At 69.2% G+C, this 18,958-nt stretch carries 16 protein-coding genes and 2 pseudogenes; 7 read left to right on the forward strand and 11 right to left on the reverse strand.

Translation table 11 applies throughout. The features are described 5' to 3' along the window. Positions 1-293: 293 nt before the first annotated feature. Complete coding sequence (locus tag ABT296_RS33405) at positions 294-650, reverse strand: hypothetical protein (RefSeq protein WP_351932996.1); 357 nt, start codon at positions 648-650, stop codon at positions 294-296. 966 nt (positions 651-1,616) lie between these two features. Between ABT296_RS33405 and ABT296_RS33410 the strand changes: the two genes are divergently transcribed. Beyond that, the gene (locus ABT296_RS33410; protein ID WP_351932998.1) at positions 1,617-1,916 is read left to right on the forward strand and encodes a hypothetical protein; all 300 of its coding nucleotides are present in this window, start codon (positions 1,617-1,619) and stop codon (positions 1,914-1,916) included. 242 nt (positions 1,917-2,158) lie between these two features. Here the strand turns inward: ABT296_RS33410 and ABT296_RS33415 are convergent, their stop codons facing one another. Both ABT296_RS33415 and ABT296_RS33420 read right to left on the reverse strand, forming a co-directional pair. Further along, the gene (locus ABT296_RS33415; protein ID WP_351933000.1) at positions 2,159-3,715 is read right to left on the reverse strand and encodes a S8 family serine peptidase; all 1,557 of its coding nucleotides are present in this window, start codon (positions 3,713-3,715) and stop codon (positions 2,159-2,161) included. A gap of 378 nt (positions 3,716-4,093) precedes the next feature. Next, a complete protein-coding gene (locus ABT296_RS33420; protein ID WP_351933002.1) occupies positions 4,094-4,492 on the reverse strand; it encodes a hypothetical protein in 399 nt (132 codons plus the stop codon). A gap of 368 nt (positions 4,493-4,860) precedes the next feature. Between ABT296_RS33420 and ABT296_RS33425 the strand changes: the two genes are divergently transcribed. Continuing rightward, positions 4,861-5,706: an AfsR/SARP family transcriptional regulator gene (locus tag ABT296_RS33425; protein ID WP_351933004.1), complete on the forward strand. Its 846-nt coding sequence runs from the start codon at positions 4,861-4,863 to the stop codon at positions 5,704-5,706. Between the two features lie 274 nt (positions 5,707-5,980). On the opposite strand, the gene ABT296_RS33430 is transcribed toward ABT296_RS33425, so the two are convergent. Together ABT296_RS33430 and ABT296_RS33435 are read right to left on the reverse strand one after the other, a co-directional pair. Beyond that, positions 5,981-8,056 carry a trypsin-like peptidase domain-containing protein gene (locus ABT296_RS33430; protein WP_351933006.1) on the reverse strand — a complete coding sequence of 692 codons (2,076 nt, stop codon included), beginning with the start codon at positions 8,054-8,056 and terminating at the stop codon, positions 5,981-5,983. Positions 8,057-8,452: 396 nt separating this feature from the next. Next, the gene (locus ABT296_RS33435; protein WP_351933008.1) at positions 8,453-10,264 is read right to left on the reverse strand and encodes a S8 family serine peptidase; all 1,812 of its coding nucleotides are present in this window, start codon (positions 10,262-10,264) and stop codon (positions 8,453-8,455) included. A 309-nt stretch (positions 10,265-10,573) separates the two neighbouring features. Between ABT296_RS33435 and ABT296_RS33440 the strand changes: the two genes are divergently transcribed. Next, positions 10,574-11,092 carry a hypothetical protein gene (locus ABT296_RS33440; protein ID WP_351933010.1) on the forward strand — a complete coding sequence of 173 codons (519 nt, stop codon included), beginning with the start codon at positions 10,574-10,576 and terminating at the stop codon, positions 11,090-11,092. Between the two features lie 123 nt (positions 11,093-11,215). Next, entirely contained in the window at positions 11,216-12,547 is a 1,332-nt protein-coding gene (locus tag ABT296_RS33445) for a DUF2254 domain-containing protein (protein ID WP_351933012.1), read from the forward strand. A 55-nt stretch (positions 12,548-12,602) separates the two neighbouring features. Here ABT296_RS33445 and ABT296_RS33450 read toward each other — a convergent pair whose 3' ends face one another. The 4 genes and pseudogenes from ABT296_RS33450 to ABT296_RS33465 all read right to left on the reverse strand — a co-directional run. Then, positions 12,603-12,962 (reverse strand): amphi-Trp domain-containing protein, encoded by a 360-nt coding sequence (locus ABT296_RS33450; protein ID WP_351933014.1) that lies wholly within the window; start codon positions 12,960-12,962, stop codon positions 12,603-12,605. A gap of 152 nt (positions 12,963-13,114) precedes the next feature. Then, positions 13,115-13,738: pseudogene (locus tag ABT296_RS33455) on the reverse strand (DMT family transporter); the annotation flags it as partial. Between the two features lie 18 nt (positions 13,739-13,756). Then, positions 13,757-15,001 carry an RNA-guided endonuclease InsQ/TnpB family protein gene (locus tag ABT296_RS33460; RefSeq protein ID WP_351933016.1) on the reverse strand — a complete coding sequence of 415 codons (1,245 nt, stop codon included), beginning with the start codon at positions 14,999-15,001 and terminating at the stop codon, positions 13,757-13,759. A gap of 187 nt (positions 15,002-15,188) precedes the next feature. Beyond that, a pseudogene (locus ABT296_RS33465) lies at positions 15,189-15,527 on the reverse strand (EamA family transporter); the annotation flags it as partial. On the opposite strand from ABT296_RS33465, the gene ABT296_RS33470 reads away from it, so the two are divergent. From ABT296_RS33470 to ABT296_RS33480, 3 genes are all read left to right on the forward strand, one after another. Continuing rightward, positions 15,490-16,014, forward strand: a complete 525-nt coding sequence (locus tag ABT296_RS33470; protein ID WP_351933018.1) for a MarR family winged helix-turn-helix transcriptional regulator — start codon at positions 15,490-15,492, stop codon at positions 16,012-16,014. The pseudogene ABT296_RS33465 and the gene ABT296_RS33470 overlap by 38 nt on opposite strands. Before the next feature lie 174 nt (positions 16,015-16,188). Beyond that, the gene (locus ABT296_RS33475) at positions 16,189-16,938 is read left to right on the forward strand and encodes a hypothetical protein (RefSeq protein ID WP_351933020.1); all 750 of its coding nucleotides are present in this window, start codon (positions 16,189-16,191) and stop codon (positions 16,936-16,938) included. A gap of 72 nt (positions 16,939-17,010) precedes the next feature. Beyond that, positions 17,011-17,502: a hypothetical protein gene (locus ABT296_RS33480; protein ID WP_351933022.1), complete on the forward strand. Its 492-nt coding sequence runs from the start codon at positions 17,011-17,013 to the stop codon at positions 17,500-17,502. A 113-nt stretch (positions 17,503-17,615) separates the two neighbouring features. On the opposite strand, the gene ABT296_RS33485 is transcribed toward ABT296_RS33480, so the two are convergent. After that, on the reverse strand, positions 17,616-17,822 hold the full coding sequence (locus tag ABT296_RS33485; protein ID WP_351933024.1) for a cold-shock protein: 207 nt from the start codon (positions 17,820-17,822) through the stop codon (positions 17,616-17,618). 85 nt (positions 17,823-17,907) lie between these two features. After that, complete coding sequence (locus ABT296_RS33490) at positions 17,908-18,756, reverse strand: hypothetical protein (RefSeq protein WP_351933026.1); 849 nt, start codon at positions 18,754-18,756, stop codon at positions 17,908-17,910. Between the last annotated feature and the right edge of the window lie 202 nt (positions 18,757-18,958).

Here is an 18,958-nt window from a genome sequence, read left to right on the forward strand (position 1 = left end):
TCGCAAACTGCGCTGCAGCACCACGAGGATCACCACCGTCGTCCGCGCCATCGTCACTCTCGAACTCACCAGCTGATCAAGATGGAAACGGCTCAGTGCACGCCGTTACGCGCCGCCCACTCGGAAAGCTTCACACCATCAAAATAGCAAGCAGATAAAAGCCGAGAATCACTGATAGAACGCTCAACAGTTGATAGCCCCTTACCGCGCTGATCACTGCGCCGCAGTGTGACCACCGATCAGGCGAGGGCCTTGGCGCCCTGGCCTCAAGCACTCGCCGAGAAGGAAGTCAGTCAGTTGAAGGCGTCGGTCATACAGTCCACCCGGCAGTCGGCGGCCTCATAGCGCTGGCGGAGTGCGGCAGCTGCTTCTTCGCGCTCCACGAAGTGGTGTCCGTAGTGCCGGCACGCCACCCTGGTCACGTCCTCGACCGTGACGATGGCCGGTTCGCCCCGCGAGGCCCGGCGGCGCGCTTCGGCGATCGCCATGTCCGCCGCACGCAGCAGGTTTCTGGAACGGTCTCGGATCGCGGCTGCCCGGGCCCGCTTCGCCGAGAGGGGGCGCAGGACACGTCCTCGCCACACGAAACCGGCGGCGACAAGTACGAGACCGAGCGCTATGAACAGGAGTCCGCCGGGATCGTGACGCATCAGTCCAGTCTTCACCACTCGGGCGGGGATCGTCATGCCCGCGCCAGCGTGACGCGGTCATTTTCGCTGCTGCCGGTCCGGACCGCTGCCGAGGAAGCCGATACAGCGCGCTGGCAGCGCCCTAAGGGTTCGCCGGTATCACCAGTGCGGGCAGGTCTTGGGGACGGCCAGGAGCGAAATGGATGCACCAACTCGCTGTCCGGGACGGGCAGGAGGGGCTCGCCAACGGAGTTGCCCACCTGTTCGGTCAAGCGGAATGCCCCCGCTGTGGCAGCGTCTTCAGCGTCGCGGAGGAGTACACGTCCGCGAACCGTCCGGTCATGCGATAAGCCGCGGCTGCGGGGCAAGCTACAGCCGGATCGCGGCGACAGCCATGGGTGACTCCGGCCCAGACCGTGTAGCCCTTCGGGTCGGCGGGCCGGGTGACCGTGGCGCTGTCGGCCGCGTTCCGCTGCTCGGGCAGAGCGCCCCCGGCGTGGCAGCGAACTTCGCCAACGCAGCCGAGTCGACACACTCGATGTGGTGCGCCTCCCGGTCGGTGAACAGTCCTGCTCGGTCTCCCGGGTTCGAGGACCTCATCGGGGACCTTCTTCACTTCCGCTTCCGCCAGGGCATCATCCTGCACCGACGATGCGCCGTCGACGGACCGGCAACGCTTACGGAGCACCGGTTGCACCCACGGCTTATGCCACCCGAACGCAGGTGGCGGATGCTCAGGTAGGTCAGTGCAGCCTGGTCCAGAGGATCACACGTCTTCGGGCGGCTTCCCGGGGCAAAAAGGCCTGCCGGTTTGTCGGCTGTGGCGTCGTTGCCGCTGGTGGCAAGAGCAGGGGAAATCGGCTGTTCGGATGCGGTGGCCGATGCCGCAGCTCCTGCGAAGGAAAGCCTCAACTGCGTCGCCCGGTGGCTCAGTTCCTCCCGTCGCCACGTCGTGGTTGAAGTCCCGACAATGAGAGGAAAAGTGACATGACACTGCGAATGATGGCCACCGTCCTGCTGTCGGACGGCCGACCGCAGATTTGGGCCGTGAACGACGCGGGGGAACTGGTCAGCAGTTGGAAGAGGCATCCGGCTGACGACCCCGACACGGGGTGGGCCGGGTGGACTCCGTTCCCGGGTCCGTCGGGAGTTGTGCAGAGCGTGGCCACCGTAAAACTGCCGGATGGGCGGCCGCAGCTCATCGTGGCGACAAATGAGGGCGAATTCACCAAAATCAAGGCGAATACGCACCCCGACGCCGCGTGGACCGAGTGGGGCGGGTTCTAGGTCTGCAGCAATTCAAGCGGGTTGCCGGTCGGATGGCAGCAATTGGGGAAGTTGCGGGTGAGGGCCGGCCGGTAAGCCGCTCAACGGCGGGACCCAGAGCGCGCGAACTGTCGCTTTCAGCCGCTGGCCGCACTCCCCCGCATCCCGCTCGGTCCAGTCCGATACCGCCCTGAGTGCCGCATGGGAGGGTGTGGCGGGCGGTATCGGACTGCGTGCGGCGGATGCACTCGCCGGCTTCCTGCTCAGTCGGTCATCCCGTCGGCGAGGGCGACGGCCCGGGACGCGTTCACCCGGCCGAAGCCGTAGTCGTCGCTGTGGCCGGCCGCGTTGTAGGCGGCTTGCGGTCCTCCGACCTTGTCGGCCGACTCGTGCATCACCGCGCGGAGTTGGTCTCGGTTGAGGCGGGGGTTGACCGAAAGTGCCAGTGCGGCGCACCCGGCAGCGCAGGGGGCGGCGAAACTGGTGCCGGTGCTGGTTCCGTACCCGCCGCCGGACCTGGTGCTGGAGACATTGACGCCGGGGGCGATCAGTTCGACCTCTGAGCCTCGTGCCGCGTTGTCCTCCCGGTCGCGGTTGTTCGACCGCACGACGGCGATCACGTCCGGATGGGATGCCACTTCGTCCTTGGTGACGTCGGCGTTCTTGCCGTTGCTCGCGGCCCAGAAGACGGCCAGTCCCCTGCCTTGGCGACCGTTGGTGGCAGCGAACTCGAGAGCGAGGTCCAGGGTGCTGGTGAGGTCCCAGTCCGCGCCGTTCGGGCCCAGGCTGCTGACCAGGATGTCCGCCCCGTCGTCGGGGACGGCCCCGGGAACCTCCGTGGAGGGGACTGCCGCGTACGCCACTGCGCGGGCGAGCGATGTCTGCGTGCCGACCTGGTCCTTGAGGCACGCCAGGAGCATCAGGCTGCATTCGGGGGCTGCGCCGGTACCGCCGGCGGCGTTGTTGAGCCGGGCCCCTGCCATGCCGGCGCAGAAGGTGCCGTGATCGCTGTCGGGCATCCCCGAGGTGCCCTGGACGAAGACGGTGCCTGCCGTGTCGTCGAAGAACCCGGACAGGGGATCCACGCCGGCGGCAAGGTCCGGATGGGTTGCGTCGAAGCCGTTGTCTATGACGGCGACGCGCATCCCGGTCCCGAAGGTGCGGTCCCAGGCCGATTCGATATGGACGTCGGCGTCCGGGGTTCCGCCGCCTGTGCCGGCGTTCCTCCACTGCCACTGCTGGGCGTACCGGGCGCCCGTGGGCCTGAACCGGCCGGGGACGTGTTCGATGAGCGACGGTTCGGCGAAGACGAACTGGTCGTTGCCGTGAAGGTCGACGGAGGCTGCGAGAGCGTCGCGGGACGACGTGGTGCGCACTTCGTAGAGGTTGTCCGCGAAGCGGAGTCTGTTGACGACGCTCAGACCCACCGTTTCGAGCACTCGTTCGACTTCTTCGTGCGAGAGTGTCGGCCGGAGCTGGACTGTCAGCGCGTCGGTGGCGATGCCGATCCTGCCGTTGGGACGCCGGATGACGTTCCCGGTCGCCTCGGTTCCGGGAATCTCCTCCCCCGTGGTGATCGCCTCTCTGGTCTGCGGGGTCGGTCTGACGAATACCCAGTTCGCCTGGGCGAAGGCCTCGCGCGTCTCGTCGTCGACGCCTGCCTCGCGTATCTGCTCGCGAGTGCCGCTTCCCAGTGCCGCTGCCGCGTTGGCGGATTCCGAGCCGAGGGTGTCGAAATCCCAGCTGAACTTGACCGCGATGATGGCGTCAAGCTCTTCGGCCTCGACGAGGTTGCCATGTTGATAGTACTGACGTGACATGACGCCTCCTTGATGTCGGGTTGGGCCCGTGGTGGGTGACGTCAGGACCCCCGGGCCCGCGTGGGAAGAGCGATGCTCCTTCGCGGGAGTGGAGGCCTGCTTGCGCCCCGTGCCGAACCACGGGCGCAGGGACCGGTACACCTTTCCTGGCTGCCGGTCCCTGCCTTGAATTCTCCAGCGCTCACGCGGGATGTGTGATGTCGGGCTGCGTTCCCGTTTCGGGCTTTCCGGTAATGCGGGAAAGCTGGACAGAATTCCGGAGGACTTTCCCCCTTCTCGTCGGCTCTGTCGGTTCCCGGAGGGAAAGTCCATGGACGGACAGTCCGGAGTTCTCGGGATACTCCACCGTGCGACACCGAACGCGGAGACGCCGGCTGCCTACCAGCTGATTCCGACTCCGATTCCGAAGGCGCTGACGCCGATGGAGACCCTCTGCTGCTCGTCGGGCGGGGTGACGGAATCGGCGATCAGAGCGGAACGGACGGGGACGCCGGAACTGCTCCGCCACTGCAGTTCCAGGTCGAGGCCGTTGGCCAGCCTCCAGAACCGTTCGAAGAGGTCTTCCGCGCGGACGTCTTCCCTTGAGACTCCCTGGGCGTCCGCCGCGCTCCTGACGTGCTCGACGAAGTCGTCCGGGTCCTTGAGCTTGCTGAGCGATTCCAGGATGGAGTCCGACATCGCCTTGCTCATGAGCTGGACGACCTTCTGATACGCCTCGTAGTCGGCGTCCGCGTCCGTTTCGGCTGCCCGCGCCGGTGCTGCGTGTGTGGTGGTCATCGGGTTTCCTTTCCGGGTCGAGCTCCCAGCTGTTCGCTGTTCTCCTCCGACGGTGTTGCGGGGGTCGTATTCGATTCCGACCCCGCAATATCAGGCCGTGGATCCGCGCAACTGATTCGTGGGAGGGAGCTCCTGAGGCTTGCACTCCAGAGCATCCCCCACCCCTGTTCGGGCGATATGGAGGGTGCGTGCGCATTAGCGTTGTCCCCGCGTTTCCTGGGCATCAACGGCACGTCGTCGTCGCAGGGAGCGGCCTCGGATGCAGGCGTCGAAGAAAAGGGCGAGCGGCTCACCGCCACGGCTCCACCTGCGGCAATTAGCGCAGCAACCGGATGCGCTTGGCACATGCCGAGGGCACAGTGGTGGACGTGCTTGGAAACGAAGCTTCTGCCGAGGTCACCCTCGAACTGCTGGGTGCCTTCGAGCTCACCTGCTGCGGCAGCAGCGTGCGGGCATCTCTCGGAGCTCAGCGACTGCTGGCGTTCCTGGGCCTGAGGCCCGATGGCGTTCACCGCAGCGCGGCAGCCGAACAGTTGTGGCCGGACTACCCGTGCCACCGGGCCGCGGCCAACCTGCGCTCGGCACTGTGCCAGGGGCGGCGTGCCTGCTGTGTCACCCTGATCGACTGCATCGGCCAGCGCCTGCGGGTAGCGCCGGTGGTGCGAGTCGATGTGCTGGGAAGGTGCGACGCGGCTCGGCAGATCATCGACGGGCCGGGGCTGCCGCCCTCCGAGGGCGAGGACCTCATAGCGGAGTTCACCCGGGAGCTCTTGCCGGGCTGGCCTGACGAGTGGCTGACGTCGGACCGCGAACGCTGGAACCAGATGCGCCTGTACGCGCTGGAGAGTCTGGCCCAGCAGCTGCTGACCGCCCGTCAGTACCTGCCCGCCCTCCAGGCGGCGCTGGCAGCCACGGCGATCGATCCGATCCGGGAAACCGCCCACCGCACCGTCATCGAGGTTCATCTCGCCGAAGGCAACGTCGCCAGCGCGGTGCGGTGTTATCAGCACTACGAGGCCTATCTGCAGCAGGAACTCAGGGTCAGCCCGTCGCCCCAGATGACCGATCTGCTGCAGGGGCTGCCCTACGTCCAAGGGGACCGGCACAGAAGGCAGCTCAGCGCGCCGCAGCAAGCCGCGGCACCGGCGTCCGACCGGCTGCGGGGACAGGCCGGCGACTCACCCGCCCCGAGACGCGGCCGCAACGCCTGGTGAAGACCTGTGCCGCCGGAGCCGGGTCTGCTTGCTCCGCGCGCTCAGTGCTGCCCGGCCCCCGGGGTCCCCGGTTGACTGTCCCGGTCCGGGGCAGCACCTCTCGGAGGCGTCTGGGCCCGTGAAAGCCGGCCGCAGGCACCACGCCTGGCCCTGCGGCCAGGCGGCTCCGTCCCGCCCGCTGCGCGTCAGTCAATCCGCAGGTACGTGGCACCGTTTGGAGTGCCGACGGATCCCGACGGTTCACCGCCGCGTGACCACCCGGCGCTCCTCGTCCTCAGTGAGACGTCGGCCGGAGGAATTCGTCGACAGCCTGGGCGACTTCCGGGTGGGCGAGGTACTCCTCGATGCTGTGCGACCGGTCGCTGGCGTTGACCACGGCGTGTTCCTCCGTCAGCTTGCCCCAGCGACGCTCCAGCGGACAGCCGATGGCCACCGCGTCGGTCGGGCACCAGGCGTTGACCCAGTTCTTGACCGCGTCGGGACGGCGCGTGCCCGGCGGGATCAGCCGGCTGTACACCGCGTCCATCCCCAGCGGGCTGCCTGCGGTGAGGAGAAGGGTGACCTTCGTTGGCGAGGGGAGGCGGTTGGCGACGAGGTCCATGCCGACCACCGTGCCGAGGCTGTGGGTGACCAGGACCAGCTCGCCTTCGGGTGGAAGCGTCTGGGCCACGCAGTCCAGGACCGCGTTGCGGATGCCGTCGTCGCGGAGGTAGGCGTCCACGTCACGGAAGAGGGTCGCGATGGTCAGGGCGTCCACGCCGGTCCTGGCCGACAGCCAGCTCAGGGCGCCCTGGAGGGATCCGACGAGCGTGCTGCCGAGGTTCTCACTCGCCGGCCGGCCGTTGTGCGGCATGCCGTCGAGGGCTGCCGCTTCCAGGACGAGCCGCTCGTACGTACCGTCCACGGACTCAACGGCGTACGTCTCAGCGGCGGCAACGGCCGGCACGTCGGCACCGTATGCCGGAATGGCTTCCTGTTGCCCGATGACTTCGGCGATGCGGTCGCCGTAGAAGGGGAACCAGACGTTCTCGGGCGCGACCGTGGCGAGGCCCGCGCGGGTGAGGCCGTGGTTCAGTCCCCCGGTCCAGCGGCGGCGGAGGTCTGCGGGGTCCTTCCCGTGCTGGCTGCGGCCGTGCAGGAAGATCAGGTGCCGGCGGCCGCCGAATGCGTTCGCCGGGGCCTTCAGGCCGCTGCGGGGCGCGGTGGCAGCGCGTGTGGCTGTGGAGCGTGAGGGGCCCACGCCTGCGGCGGCTTCCTGCACCGGGTCGGCTGGCGCGGCCGGTGTCCGCACCAGGCCGGCCTCGGACGCGCGCTGGAGGCCGGACTGGGGGCCCATCTCGGCCAGCAGCGCACGCTGCTCGGGGTCCAGCGGCAGCGCGGCGAGATGCTTGAGGATCGAACTGGTGCGGGCGCCCTCGTTGGAGACGTAGGCGACGGTGTCGTCACCGTCGATGCCCTTGCGCCAGGGCTGACCGTCCTTGCGCAGGACCCTGCCGCTGCTGTCCGTGTCCGGCACGCCCTGGTGGTGCAGTGCCACCACCTCCCACTGGTCGTTGTAGACAGGAGAGCCGGAGTTCCCGGGCTCGGTGTCGGTCCGGTAGTGCAGGAAGTTCTCCAGTCTCTGGACGACGGCGTTGTCCCGGACAGCGATCTCCTTGAGGCGGCCCATCGGGTGGCCGATGATGTTCACCGGGTCGTTCACGACGATCTTGCCCTGCTCGATGATGAGCCGGTTCCATCCGAGGGCCTCGCCCGCGAGGCGGCCGTCGGCGGCGGGCTCGACCGCGACCAGCGCGTAGTCGAGGTGCTCGTCCGCCGCGAAGAAGGTGCCGGGATCGAGCTCGTACCGGATGGTGGTCTCGCGCGCGTTGTCGATGGTGACCTGGGCGTTGAACTCCAGGAAGCACCGTTGCGCCGTCCGCACGTCGGGAAGCACGTGATGGTTGGTGAGCAGCAGTCGCGGCGAGACCAGGAATCCGGTGGCGTGCGGCTGTTCCAGACCGTCACGCAGAATTCCGATGCGGGCTACGCTGGCGCCCGCGCGGACGCCTCTGGGCAGGAAGCTCCACGGCTGAAGGTCCATGGTGAGCCCCACGATCCGCTCCAGGGTCTGCGGTCCCTCGAGCGCCTGTGCGTAGATACTCTCCACAGCCGCTGCGGGCGGGACGCCCCCTTGGTCGAGAAGCCGCCTGGCCCGGTTGGCGATCGCCTGCGGGGTGTCGGGATACTTCACCCCCGCCGCCAGCCGGTCCTCTATCACCTCCCGCTCCGCAGCCGCCTCGCGATACCTCTTCGCCGCCGCCGTTGCCTGCTGTTCCTGCAGATCTCGGGTTTCGTCCGTCGCTGACATATCGGTCACCGTCCTGTAGGGCGGGGTGCGGACTTCCCTCACAATGTGAGTCGCCCGGGGCGGCATGACCACAGAGGCGGACCGCCTCTGTGCAGGCTCAAGGACGTCGTCCTGACGGCTGCCGCCTCTGCCCAGGTCCCGGGGCGGAAGATCGCGCCCCTGCGCACCGCGTTCTCCTCCACATCGAACCCCGCGCCCATGACCCAGGCGTTGCCCAGCCGCGGCAACAAGCGTTCGTCAAACGTCGGCCACCCGCCCACGGCACGTCATTGACGCAGGTGAGGAGCATCGAACCCGAACACAAATCAGTGTCGGGTCACACCAGCGCCTGGCGTGACCCGACACCGCGGGATCAGATCCGCATCCCGAGATGAGACTTCGACCGAGGACGCCCCTCTAGAAGGTGACGTTCCAGGAGTCGATCCTGCCGGTGTCGCCGCCGGCGTTGTCGTTGACCCGGAGCTTCCAGGTGCCGTTCGCGACCTCGGCGGAGGCGTTGACGGTGTAGACCTGGCTGATGTTGTCGGTGCTGCCGCCCGAGCGGTTGTGGACCGTGTAGACGGTGCCGTCCGGTGCGATCAGGTCGACCTTCAGGTCGCCGATGTAGGTGTGCACGATGTTCACGCCGACCTTGAGGGTGGCCGGGGCGTTGCCGGTCACGCCGCTGACGGTGATCGGGCTCTCCACGGTCGTGTTGTCACCGATGGCGAAGTCCGCCGTGTTCTCGAAGTACTTGCCGGGCGGCGGGGTGCTGCCGACGGCCTTGAGGGCGTCGACCTGCCCCTCGCCGAAGAAGCCGTTCTTGGTCGTGGTGCCCTTGCAGCGGCTGTCCGACGGGCAGGCGACGTCGTTGGCCTGGGTGGCGAGCTTGTCGCGCAACTGCGCGGGGGTGATGCCGGGGTTGGTGCTGGCCAGCAGCGCCGCCACGCCGGCGACGTGCGGCGAGGCCATCGAAGTGCCGCTCATGGAGCCGTACTTGCCGCCGGGGAGCGTGCTGTAGATGCCGGTGCCGTCTCCGCCGGGAGCCGTGACGTCGATGACGTTCAGGCCGTAGTTGGAGTACGAGGCCTTCGCGGTGGTGCCCATCGCCGAGACCGTGACGACGCCCGGCAGTTCGGTCGGGATGTCCAGGCAGGCGTTGGTGATGGTGCGGGTGACCGGCGTGGAGTCGTTCGGGCTCTCGGTGTCGGTCGTCTTGTTGGCCAGGTCGATGTTGGAGTTGCCGGCCGCCGCGACCTGGAGCGAGCCCTTGCCCTCGGCGTACTCCTGGGCGCGCTTGACGCCCTCGATGATCGCGGCCTGGTCGGCGTTGTCCGGGCAGTTGAACTGCCACGGGTCGGTGTAGTAGCTGTTGTTGGTGACCTTGAAGCCGTGGTCGCCGGCCCACATGAAGCCGCAGATGGTGTTCTCGGCGAAGAAGAGCGAGCTGCCGGGCTCGGCGATGCGCACCGAGGAGATCTTCACGCCCGGGGCCACGCCGATGACGCCCTTGCCGTTCTTGGCGGCCGCGACCGTGCCGGCGACGTGCGTGCCGTGGGTGCCGATGTCACGCCAGGCGCCCGTACGGGTGTCCGGCTTGCCGTACGCGCAGGACGCGGAGTCGGCGGCGTTGAAGTTCGGCGCCAGGTCCTGGTGCTGGTCGTCCACACCGGTGTCCAGGATGCCGACCTTGACGGAGGCGGAGCCGGTGGTGACGGCCCATGCCTGGTCGGCCTTGATCTGCGTCATGTCGGCGCGGACCGGCTCGCCCGAAGGGGTCGTGGACTGCGCCGGGTTGGCGGGCAGCGCCGGGTTGTAGGCGTCCGCCGGCACGTCGGAGGTGCGGGTGGCGCCGACCTGCTGGACCCCGCTCACACCGCGCATCGTGGCGGCGAAGGAGGCGGACGTGGAGTGGGCGGTGATGACACCGATCGCGTCGTAGTACTGGAAGACCGTGCCGCCGTTGGCGGTCACCGCGTTCCGGACCGCCGTGGTGTCCCCCGGGGCGGTGATCACGAGGTAGGCGCGGGTGCCGGCGGCCCAGGCCGCGCTCGCGGAAGCGGTGGCCGCGGCCCGGGGCGCCGCCGCGGGGGCAGGGGCGTCCGAGCCGGAGCGGGAGACGGGAGCCGTGTCGGCGAGCGCGACGGGGGCTCCGAGGGCGAGCGTCGCGCCGAGCGTGGCGGCCAGCGCGAGGGTACGGCGAGGGCGGCTGGATCTGTGGGGTATCAATGCGTCCTCCGAAGACCCGGTGGTCAGGCCGGGTCGTACGAATCAAGTGATGGACGCAAGATGTCATGCACGCGGTCAGTTGCGGAAGTGCCTTTTACTACAAAGGAGTTCGTTTATCGGTGGCCGAATGCCGACTATAGGTGCATGCGAGGCGATTACGACGGCCGACCGAGGAGGGTGGTGTGGCCGTCCCGTCCATGGGCGGTGCACGGAGACCGCGGGGTCGGCGCGGCTCCCACGAACATGCCGGAACCGGGCTGCATTACCCTACGGCCGGAAAGGTCACACACCACGTCGGGGGGGGCGTGCATGTCCGTGCGGGGCGAGGCGCTCCTGGCCGAACTCGGCTCCCTCCCGGTCGACGTCCGCGCGGACTACATCCGCGTCCTGGAAACGGCGGTACGGGTCGCCCCAAGGGTGTGGACCCGCCGCAGAGGCGTGCGGGCGCAGTGGATCACGCTGCATCACGGCGATGACGACGTCGTGGTGCAGGCGGACTCCGGCGAGTTGAGCCAGCACGTCGACTGGGACGGTCCGCGCTCGCTCCGCTCCTTCTCCGGTGCCCTGCGGGAAAAGCTGGGAACGAACCGGTGCGCCGCTCTGCTCTACGGCAACGCGATCGACTCGCGCAGCTGGGGCTGGCTCCTTCCGCTCCTCCTGTGCAGGCAGCTGCCCAGGCTCGACTCAGCGGTGATGATCGACATCGAACACCACACGGGAGCCCGATCCACGTTCTGCTTGCCGATCAGGTACCGACGCCTGCTCGTCCGACGCCTGGGGTTCGAGGACGACCTGCGGACACTCCTTCAGCGCGCCAGGAGCACATGACTTGTCGGGACGCGCCGGTTGGCCTCGGCCTCCGCGGCCCGCACGACTGAAGGTGCTGGGAGCCGGCGGCGGCGCGGTCGTGGCAGTGCGTCGGATCGAGGGTGTGGCTCTTACGATCGGGCCATGCGTGATGAAGCGGTTACGGAGGGTTCTTCCTGGGGGCGTCGGCCCCGGGTGTCGTCCCCGCTCAGGGAGCATCTGCGTGACAGTTTCTGGTTCGCCCCGGTGGCCGCCATGGCGGCGGTGTTCGTCGTCTGGGCGGTCGCGCAGGAGTGCGACGCGCTGATCGTCGAGGCGCTCCAGGAGGACGGGGCCTACGAGGAGCTCGAGGACCTGGCGCGCTTCGCCGACGATGCCAAGAGCGTGGTCGGGGCCGTCAGCTCGGCGATGATGACCTTCATCGGCGTGGTCTTCAGCATTTCCCTGGTCGCGGTGCAGATGGCCAGCGGTCAGTTCACGCCACGCGTGGTGCGGCTCTTCGTCCGCAGCCGGATCACCAAGGCGACCTTCGCTGTCTTCCTCGCCACGTTCGTACTGACCCTCCTCGTCCTGACCTCGTACGACAGCACCCCCGACCCAGCCGCCCTGGTCTCGGTCCCCCTGGTGCAGTCGGTCCTCACCCTGGTCATGGTCGCGCTGAGCCTGCTGCTGTTCGTCCTCTACGTGAACACCACCCTCCGGCTCATGCGGATCAGCCACGTCATCGCGCGGATCGCCGCCGAGTCCCTGCGGGCCGCCGCCTGGGTGCCCGGACCGCACAGCGGCGCGGCCCCGTGCGACCTCGGCCCGGTCACGGCCCGGTTGCTCCACGAGGGGCGGGCGGGCGTCCTGCGGGACGTGCACGTCGCCCGGCTCGTCCGGGTCGCCCGGCGGCACGGGGTGGTGCTGCGCCTGATCCCCCGGGTCGGCGACTTCGTGGTCCCGGGCACGCCGGTCCTCGCAGTCCACGGCGGGCCGCCGCCCCCGCGGGCGGCGCTGCGGCGCACTCTGTCGGTGGGCGTGGAGCGCACCTACCACCAGGACCTCGGGTTCGGGCTGCGCCAGCTCTCCGACATCGCGCTGCGCGCCCTCTCCCAGGCGATCAACGACCCCACCACCGCGGTCCAGGCCCTGGACCGTATCGTCCAGCTCCTGGCAGCCCTGAGCCGCCGGCCCCTCGACGCCGCCCTTCACCTCGACCGGGCCAAAACCGTGCGCCTCGTCCAGCCCGTGCCGAGCTGGACCGCGCTGGTCGACCTCGGCTTCGCCGAGGTCCGCGGATGCGCCGCCAGAACCCCGCAGGTCACCCGCCGCATGCTCGCCGGCCTCGACGACCTGCTGCTCCTGGTCCCGCCGGACCGCCGCTCCCCGCTCCTGCGCCACCGCGAACTCCTCCGCCAGAGCATCACCAGGCAGACGGCGAACCCGGCCGACCGCGGTTTCGCGTTGCGGCCGGACCGGCAGGGCATCGGCTGAGCCGCGGCGGGAGCGCCCTGCCTGCGGAGTCGAACAGTGCCGGCCCGCAGGGCGTTCACCCAGCGGACCGCTTGGCGCTCCTGCTCCGGCTGGTGGCCGTGGTGCTCCGACCGGGCTTGGCGGGGCCGGTCTTGCGCTCCGTCGCCTTCTCGGCGCCCGCCTCCGTCCGCGAAGGCGCTTTCCGAGTCCGTGCGGTCGGCCACTTGAACTCGATCTCCAGCTCGATCTCCCCGTCGCCGATCTCGACCTCTATCTCGCTGCGCAGGTCGTCGGGTATGCGCAGGCTCAACGTCCCGGGGCTGAGTTCCAGCCGGGCTTCCCCGCCTTCTCGCAGCGCGTCCGCGAGTGCCGTGAGCTGGTCGGCCGCCTCGAGTCGTGACAGCGAGCGCTTCTGCTCGAACTTGAGATCCTTCATGGGTGTCTCCAATGCTGCAGAAAGAGTGGATAGCGCCCATTGTGGCGTCATGTGCGGGATGGGACATCCCCATGGCGGGGCGAGGAGCCGCAGCGCGCGCGACGGAGACCTCATCGGCCGCTCCAGGAGCAGGTAGGCGTGCTCCCCGATCCTCACAAGGGACCGCAGGCGGAGGACTCGCGAGCGGGCTCTTGCCGGGTGCGGGGACGGCGGGCCGTCGGGTTGCTCCCGTGTCGCCCCGCGCGAGCGGGCCGCCCCAGGACGACACCGAGCAGGACGAGAGCCAGCCCACACAGCTGCTGGGCCGCCAGCACCTCTCCGGCCACCGCCACGCCGAGCAGGGCACCCGTGACGGGGTTGAGCAGTCCGACCAGGCCCACGGTCCCCGCGGGCAGGTGCCGCAGCCCGGCGAACCAGGCGGCGAAGGCCACCGCGGTCGCGATGAGGGTGACATAACCGACAGCGAGGAGCGCCGGTGCGGACAGCGCGGGCGGAGGGCCCTCCACGGCGGCGGCGACCGGCACAAGGAACAGCCCTCCGGCGGTGAGCTGCCAGGCGGTCGAGGCGAGCACGTCGGTATCGGCACTGTTCCACCGCTTGGTCAGGATGTGGCCGAACGACGACACGAGCATCGCCGCAACCGAGGCGAGAACTCCGGGCACGCTCACTCCGCCCGTTCCCGTGAGCAGCATGAGGCAGACTCCGCCGAGCCCGATCGCCGCGCCCGCCAGGTGCGCGGTGCCGGGCCGCTCGGAGGGAGAGACGAGTACCCAGGCATTGACATCCTCCCCGTCCTAAAGGACGGGGAATCCCGCCTGGCTGCCGGTGGTGTCCGGCTGGGCCTTCGGGTGGGTTCCCCGTTCAACGGGCCGTGCCCGGTGTGGGGTTTCCACTCCGGGACTGACCGGCCCTCCAGGGGCGTTTAGCCTCTCCGCCTGCCCGGCGGCGAGGATCACACGCGACGCATTGAGGTCACGATCATGCTCAGCACCGCAGCCCTGGCACCGCCAGACGCGTACGTGCAGCGGCTTCCGCCCGTCCACCATCCAGCAGACCGAGCACGTCTGCGAGGACGGCAGCCAGCGGGAGACAATACCGAGGTGCCGGCCGTAGCGGGCCGCCTTCTCCTCAAGCACCCGGCGGAACATGCCCCACGCGGCGTCGTGCACGGACTTGGCCAGGCGGGTGCGGGCCAGGCCGGAGACCGCCAGGTCCTCGAGGTAGACCGCTTGGTTGTCGCGGATCAGCCTCCAAGCCTGCTGGTGGCACCAGTCCCTGCGCGCATCAGCCACCCGAGCGTGCGCACGGGCGACCTTCAGCCGGGCCTTCGCCCGGTTCTTCGACCCCTTCGCCTTCCGGCTCAGCATCTGCTGCGCTTTCCTGAGGCGGCGCTCAGCGCGCCGCAGGAAGCGGGGATTGTCGATCACCTGCCCATCCGACAGCACGGCGTAGTGCGTCAGGCCCAGGTCGATGCCCACCTCGCCGTCCACGGCCGGCAGTGGTTCGGGTTCGACGGCCACCACGAAACTCGCGAAGTACCGGCCCGCAGCATCCCTGACCACGGTCACCGACGACGGGATCGAGGGCAGCTTGCGGGACCAGCGGACCCGCACGTCCCCGATCTTCGCCAAGTACAGGCGGCCGCTGTGGCGCAGCCGGAACCCGTTTTTGGAGAAGCGGACGGCCTGCCGGCTGTCCTTCCTCGATTTGAACGCCGGGAGTCCGATGCGCCGTCCTCGCCGTTTGCCCGACAGCGAGGAGAAGAAGTTCGCGTAGGCGGCATCGAGATCGCGAAGGGCGGACTGCAGGGCGTCGACCGACACCTCGGTCAGCCAGGCCCGCTCGGGCGTCCGCTTCGCGTCGGTGATCACCTGCTTCGCCAGAGCACCCGTCGCGATCCGCGACCCGTCCGCCTCGTAGGCGGCCTTCCTTGCTGCCAGCGCATCGTTGTAGACCACCCGGGCGCAGCCGAACGTACGGGCCAGCGCGATGCGCTGACCCGGCGTCGGCTCGATCCGGAAGGAGTACCGCAGATGCATAGGAGCAACCTAGCGGCCGCCACTGACAACGCTGTTCCGCCCGGCGGGCGCAACAGCCCTCCCTGCCCTGCTCCGCAGGAGCTTCGCTTCCTCCCCGGCCCGAAGGCCGGGGTATCCACGAAGGAGACCCGATGAGCATCATCGCCAGCGGGGACACCGCCATGACGGTCGAGGCGATGCTCGTCGGCAGCAGCTGGGACGCAGCGTAGATGAGCACGAAGAACGTGCTCACGTTGAGCAGACCGAGCACCGCGGACCGCCACCACCACGCACCGCGCGGCCGCTGCCTGCACAGCCCCAGCAGGACGAGACCGGCGGGCAGCGCCCGTACGGCGGCGCCGTAGAGGGGGGTGTCGGGCGGCAGGAACTGATGGGTGACGTAGTAATTGGCGCCCCAGGCGACCGGAGCGACAGCCGTCAGGGCCACCCACCGCATATTGGCTTCCACGGAAGACACTATAGCTTCCATGGAAGCTATAGTGGTGTCCATGACCGCCCAGCACCCGTTGGACCGCGTGGCCCGCATCCAGGCCGACTGGCACCGCGAACGGCCCGACCTCGACGTATCCCCACAGGGCGTGATCGGCCGTCTGCACCGCCTGGCCGACCGTCTCTCCGAGGAACTCCGCCTCGTCTACGAGCGCTACGGACTCAGCGAGGGAGAGTTCGACGTCCTGTGCGCACTGCGCCGCACAGGCGAGCCCTACGAGCGTGCGCCGGGCGAACTCGCCGCGCACACCATGGTCACCACCGGCGCGATGACAAAACGGATCGACCGCCTGGAGCGGGCCGGACTCGTCACCCGCCGCCGCGCCGACGACGACCAGCGCGGCCGGATCGTGGCCCTCACCCAGCCCGGCCGCGAACTGATCGACCAGGCGTTCACCGACCACATCCACAACGAACATCGCCTGGTGAGCATGCTGACTCCCGCCGAGGCCACGGCACTTCAAGGGCTGCTCACCACCTGGATCTCACGCACGGAAGATCCTCGTCCGCCTGACGGCAAGTGACCCGACCCGGCTCCGCCCGCGGTAAGGGGCCGGTGTCAACCGAAACCGGTTCGCCGCTCCACCGTCCGTCTGAAACGCTGGCCTTCTCCGGCGATCGACGCGACCAAGGGGCGGCGCCGGAAGCGGATCCCGGGCGCGGTCGGCCCGCATGAAGCCCTCAAGGAGTGACCGACGGTGCGGGACGAGGCGTGGGACGAGTGGCTGCTGCGGTCGCCGACGGGAACCGAGCTCGTCGTCTGGTGGCAGCAGGCGCGGGAGCACATACGCCGGGTCGGCCGGGACGCCTACGGGGAGCGTCTGGCCGCCCTGCTGTCCGCCGCGTCCGCACGCGACTGCGCGGCGGCGGGGTTCGGGTGCACACGGCGTACCGACCGTGTCTGCCGTGAGGCGTCGGTCTGCCGTCTGGATCCTGCCGTGCCGTCGGCCCCGGAGGGGGTCGTGCGCGGTGAGCGTGAAGGGCCGGTCCCGGGTGCCTGCGGCGGATTCCACGGCTTCTGGGCCGACTTCGAGGTTCATGTGCGGTTCAGCGGCGGCGAGGACCGGCATCGCGCGGTGTTCTGGCGCGGTACGACGGCTTCAGCCGTACGGCTGTGGGTGGACGGATTCGAGGTCGGCGCCGGGGCCGGCTTGGACTCCTTCGGGCACTGGCTCGGCGGCAGGTTCCTGGTGGTGCAGGCGGAGGGTCCGGACAGTCATCCCGGGCAGTCGTACGGGCCGGGCGTTCTGGTCACCACCATCGTCTCCGTACTGATCCATGATGCCGCCCACGGCTCCACCTGGACGCTTACCCCTACACCCCGCGAGACATGGACCGACCCACAGGTGGTCCTGGCCAGTCAGACCCTGCGGGTGTACGCGACCACCGAGGCCCGGGCCGCCGATCTGCCCGACCGAGTCCTGCCGGTCCGGCCCGCCCCGAAGTGACGGCGGCGTCTCCCGTATCGTCCGCACCCGAGCGCGGTCCCCATCCATCGGCGAAAGCACGGCACTGATGTCATGACAGATGAACTGCGGCCGGGCCAGGCCGAGATGAACAGACTGAGCACGGTCCTGCGCATCACCGGCGAATCGGCGTCCGTGGTCTCGATGCAGGCCGGCTACCAGCGCCAGGCGATCCGGCGCGGCTCGGATCCGGCGGCCGACGGCGATCCCCGGCTGCAGGTCGACTTCAGCACCAAGCCGACCCTGCTGTACATCGACCGGTCGCAGACGCAGCAGGTGGGCGTGCGTCAGGGCAACACCGTGCTGCTGTGGTCCCAGGAGTACCGCATCCACCGCCAATGGCTCTGGCCCAAACTCCTCTTCACGGTGACCGTCGACGGTCGCGCGGTCCTGCGCGTCCGCGAGCGGTTCGGACGCAACGGCAGCGCACGCGTCTTCGACACGCGCAGCGCCGCCGCACTCGACCCGGTCGCCGCACTCGCCCTGCTCCTGCTGGAGGGGCGCCCCCACAAGATGGGGCTCGGCCGGGGCGACATCACATCCTGAAACCCCTGCGCACCGCCTGCGCGCGGGCGGTACGCAGGGGTTCCGACACGCCGACGGGCCCGGCTGTACGCCGGGCCCGTCAGTCATGAGCCGAGACAGGATCTGAACCGGGGTCAGCCGCCGCGGACGATGTTCTCGGCCTGGGGGCCCTTCTGGCCCTGCGTGACGTCGAAGGTGACCTTCTCGCCCTCCAGGAGCTCACGGAATCCGTTGCCGGAGATGTTGGAGTAGTGCGCGAAGACGTCCGGTCCCCCACCGTCCTGCTCGATGAAGCCGAAGCCCTTCTCGGCGTTGAACCACTTCACGGTACCGCTGGCCATGTATATGTCCTTCGAAAAAAGCCGGGTGTTGTCCCGGTCAGTCTGTAGATCATCCAACATCCGCACTACCCCGTCGGCACAATTCCTATCCAGCTTCCGCACGAGCGGTCAACTGGACCCGCTGGTCCACCTCGGTTTCGCGGGCCGAAGTCCCGTACTCACCGCGCCTGGCGGGCAGCGGAGCGTCCCAGGACCCACATCCGTCGTGCCAGGCTGCCCGGCGCGCCTCGGTGAGTTCGAGCGGGCTGACAAGGCCGGCGTCCTCCAGCCGGTCCAGGGCGATGCCGAGGTCGGCCCTGATCGCCGCGCGGTCGCCTTCGTCGAGACCGGCCACACGGGCGGTGAACTCCTCGAAGGGCGGCCGCGCCATGGTCGGGACACCGCGACCGGCCGCTCTGCGGGCCGTGCGCACGCTCACCACGCAGGAGGCGGCCACGGCGACCTGGACCGCGCACAGCGTCCAAAGCCACCAGGACTGTTCGGTCCAGGCCGCGGCCGCGAGCAGGCCGGCCGAGATCACGGCGAAGCCGGCCTCGAAGCCGGCAAGGAGCATCTCCCGCGCCGTGCCCCCCGCCCCACCACTCCGAAAGCGCTGCCACTCCCGCACGCGCAGCAGCAGGTGCGCGGCCGAGACCAGCACGATGACCCCGTACAGGCCGGCGGCGTCGTCAGCGTCCTCCACCGCGAAGATGGTCAGCACCGGCAGAGCCAGAGGCGCGAAGAGGGCCGCAAGCCACGCGGCGTCCCGCGCGTGGTCCCGCCCGGTCCTGGTGCGGGCAAGGTCGGCACCCGACGCCACAGCCGCCTCGTACACCTCGGGCACCCGGCCGAACGCGCTCGACTCCAGATCACTCCAGCGAAGAGGAGCGATCGCACCGTTCACCACCGCCTCGGCATAGGCGGCAGCCGTGGACGAAGGTTCCGTGGTGGACATCAGCCGATGTTCTCCCTGGTCACTCACCCGCCACATCGACGGCCAGCGGAACATAACAGCAGCCCCACCAGCCGACAACACCCACCACCCCGGCACCGAACGCACCAGTTCCCCTCGACCCCGAGGACTGCTGACCTGCGGAACGGCAAATGAGGCGACACGGCGCGTGTCCGTATCAGGGAAACCAGCGTGCGTCCGCGCG

It is taken from the genome of Streptomyces sp. NPDC000983 (assembly GCF_040299205.1).
Taxonomy (GTDB): Bacteria; Actinomycetota; Actinomycetes; order Streptomycetales; family Streptomycetaceae; genus Streptomyces.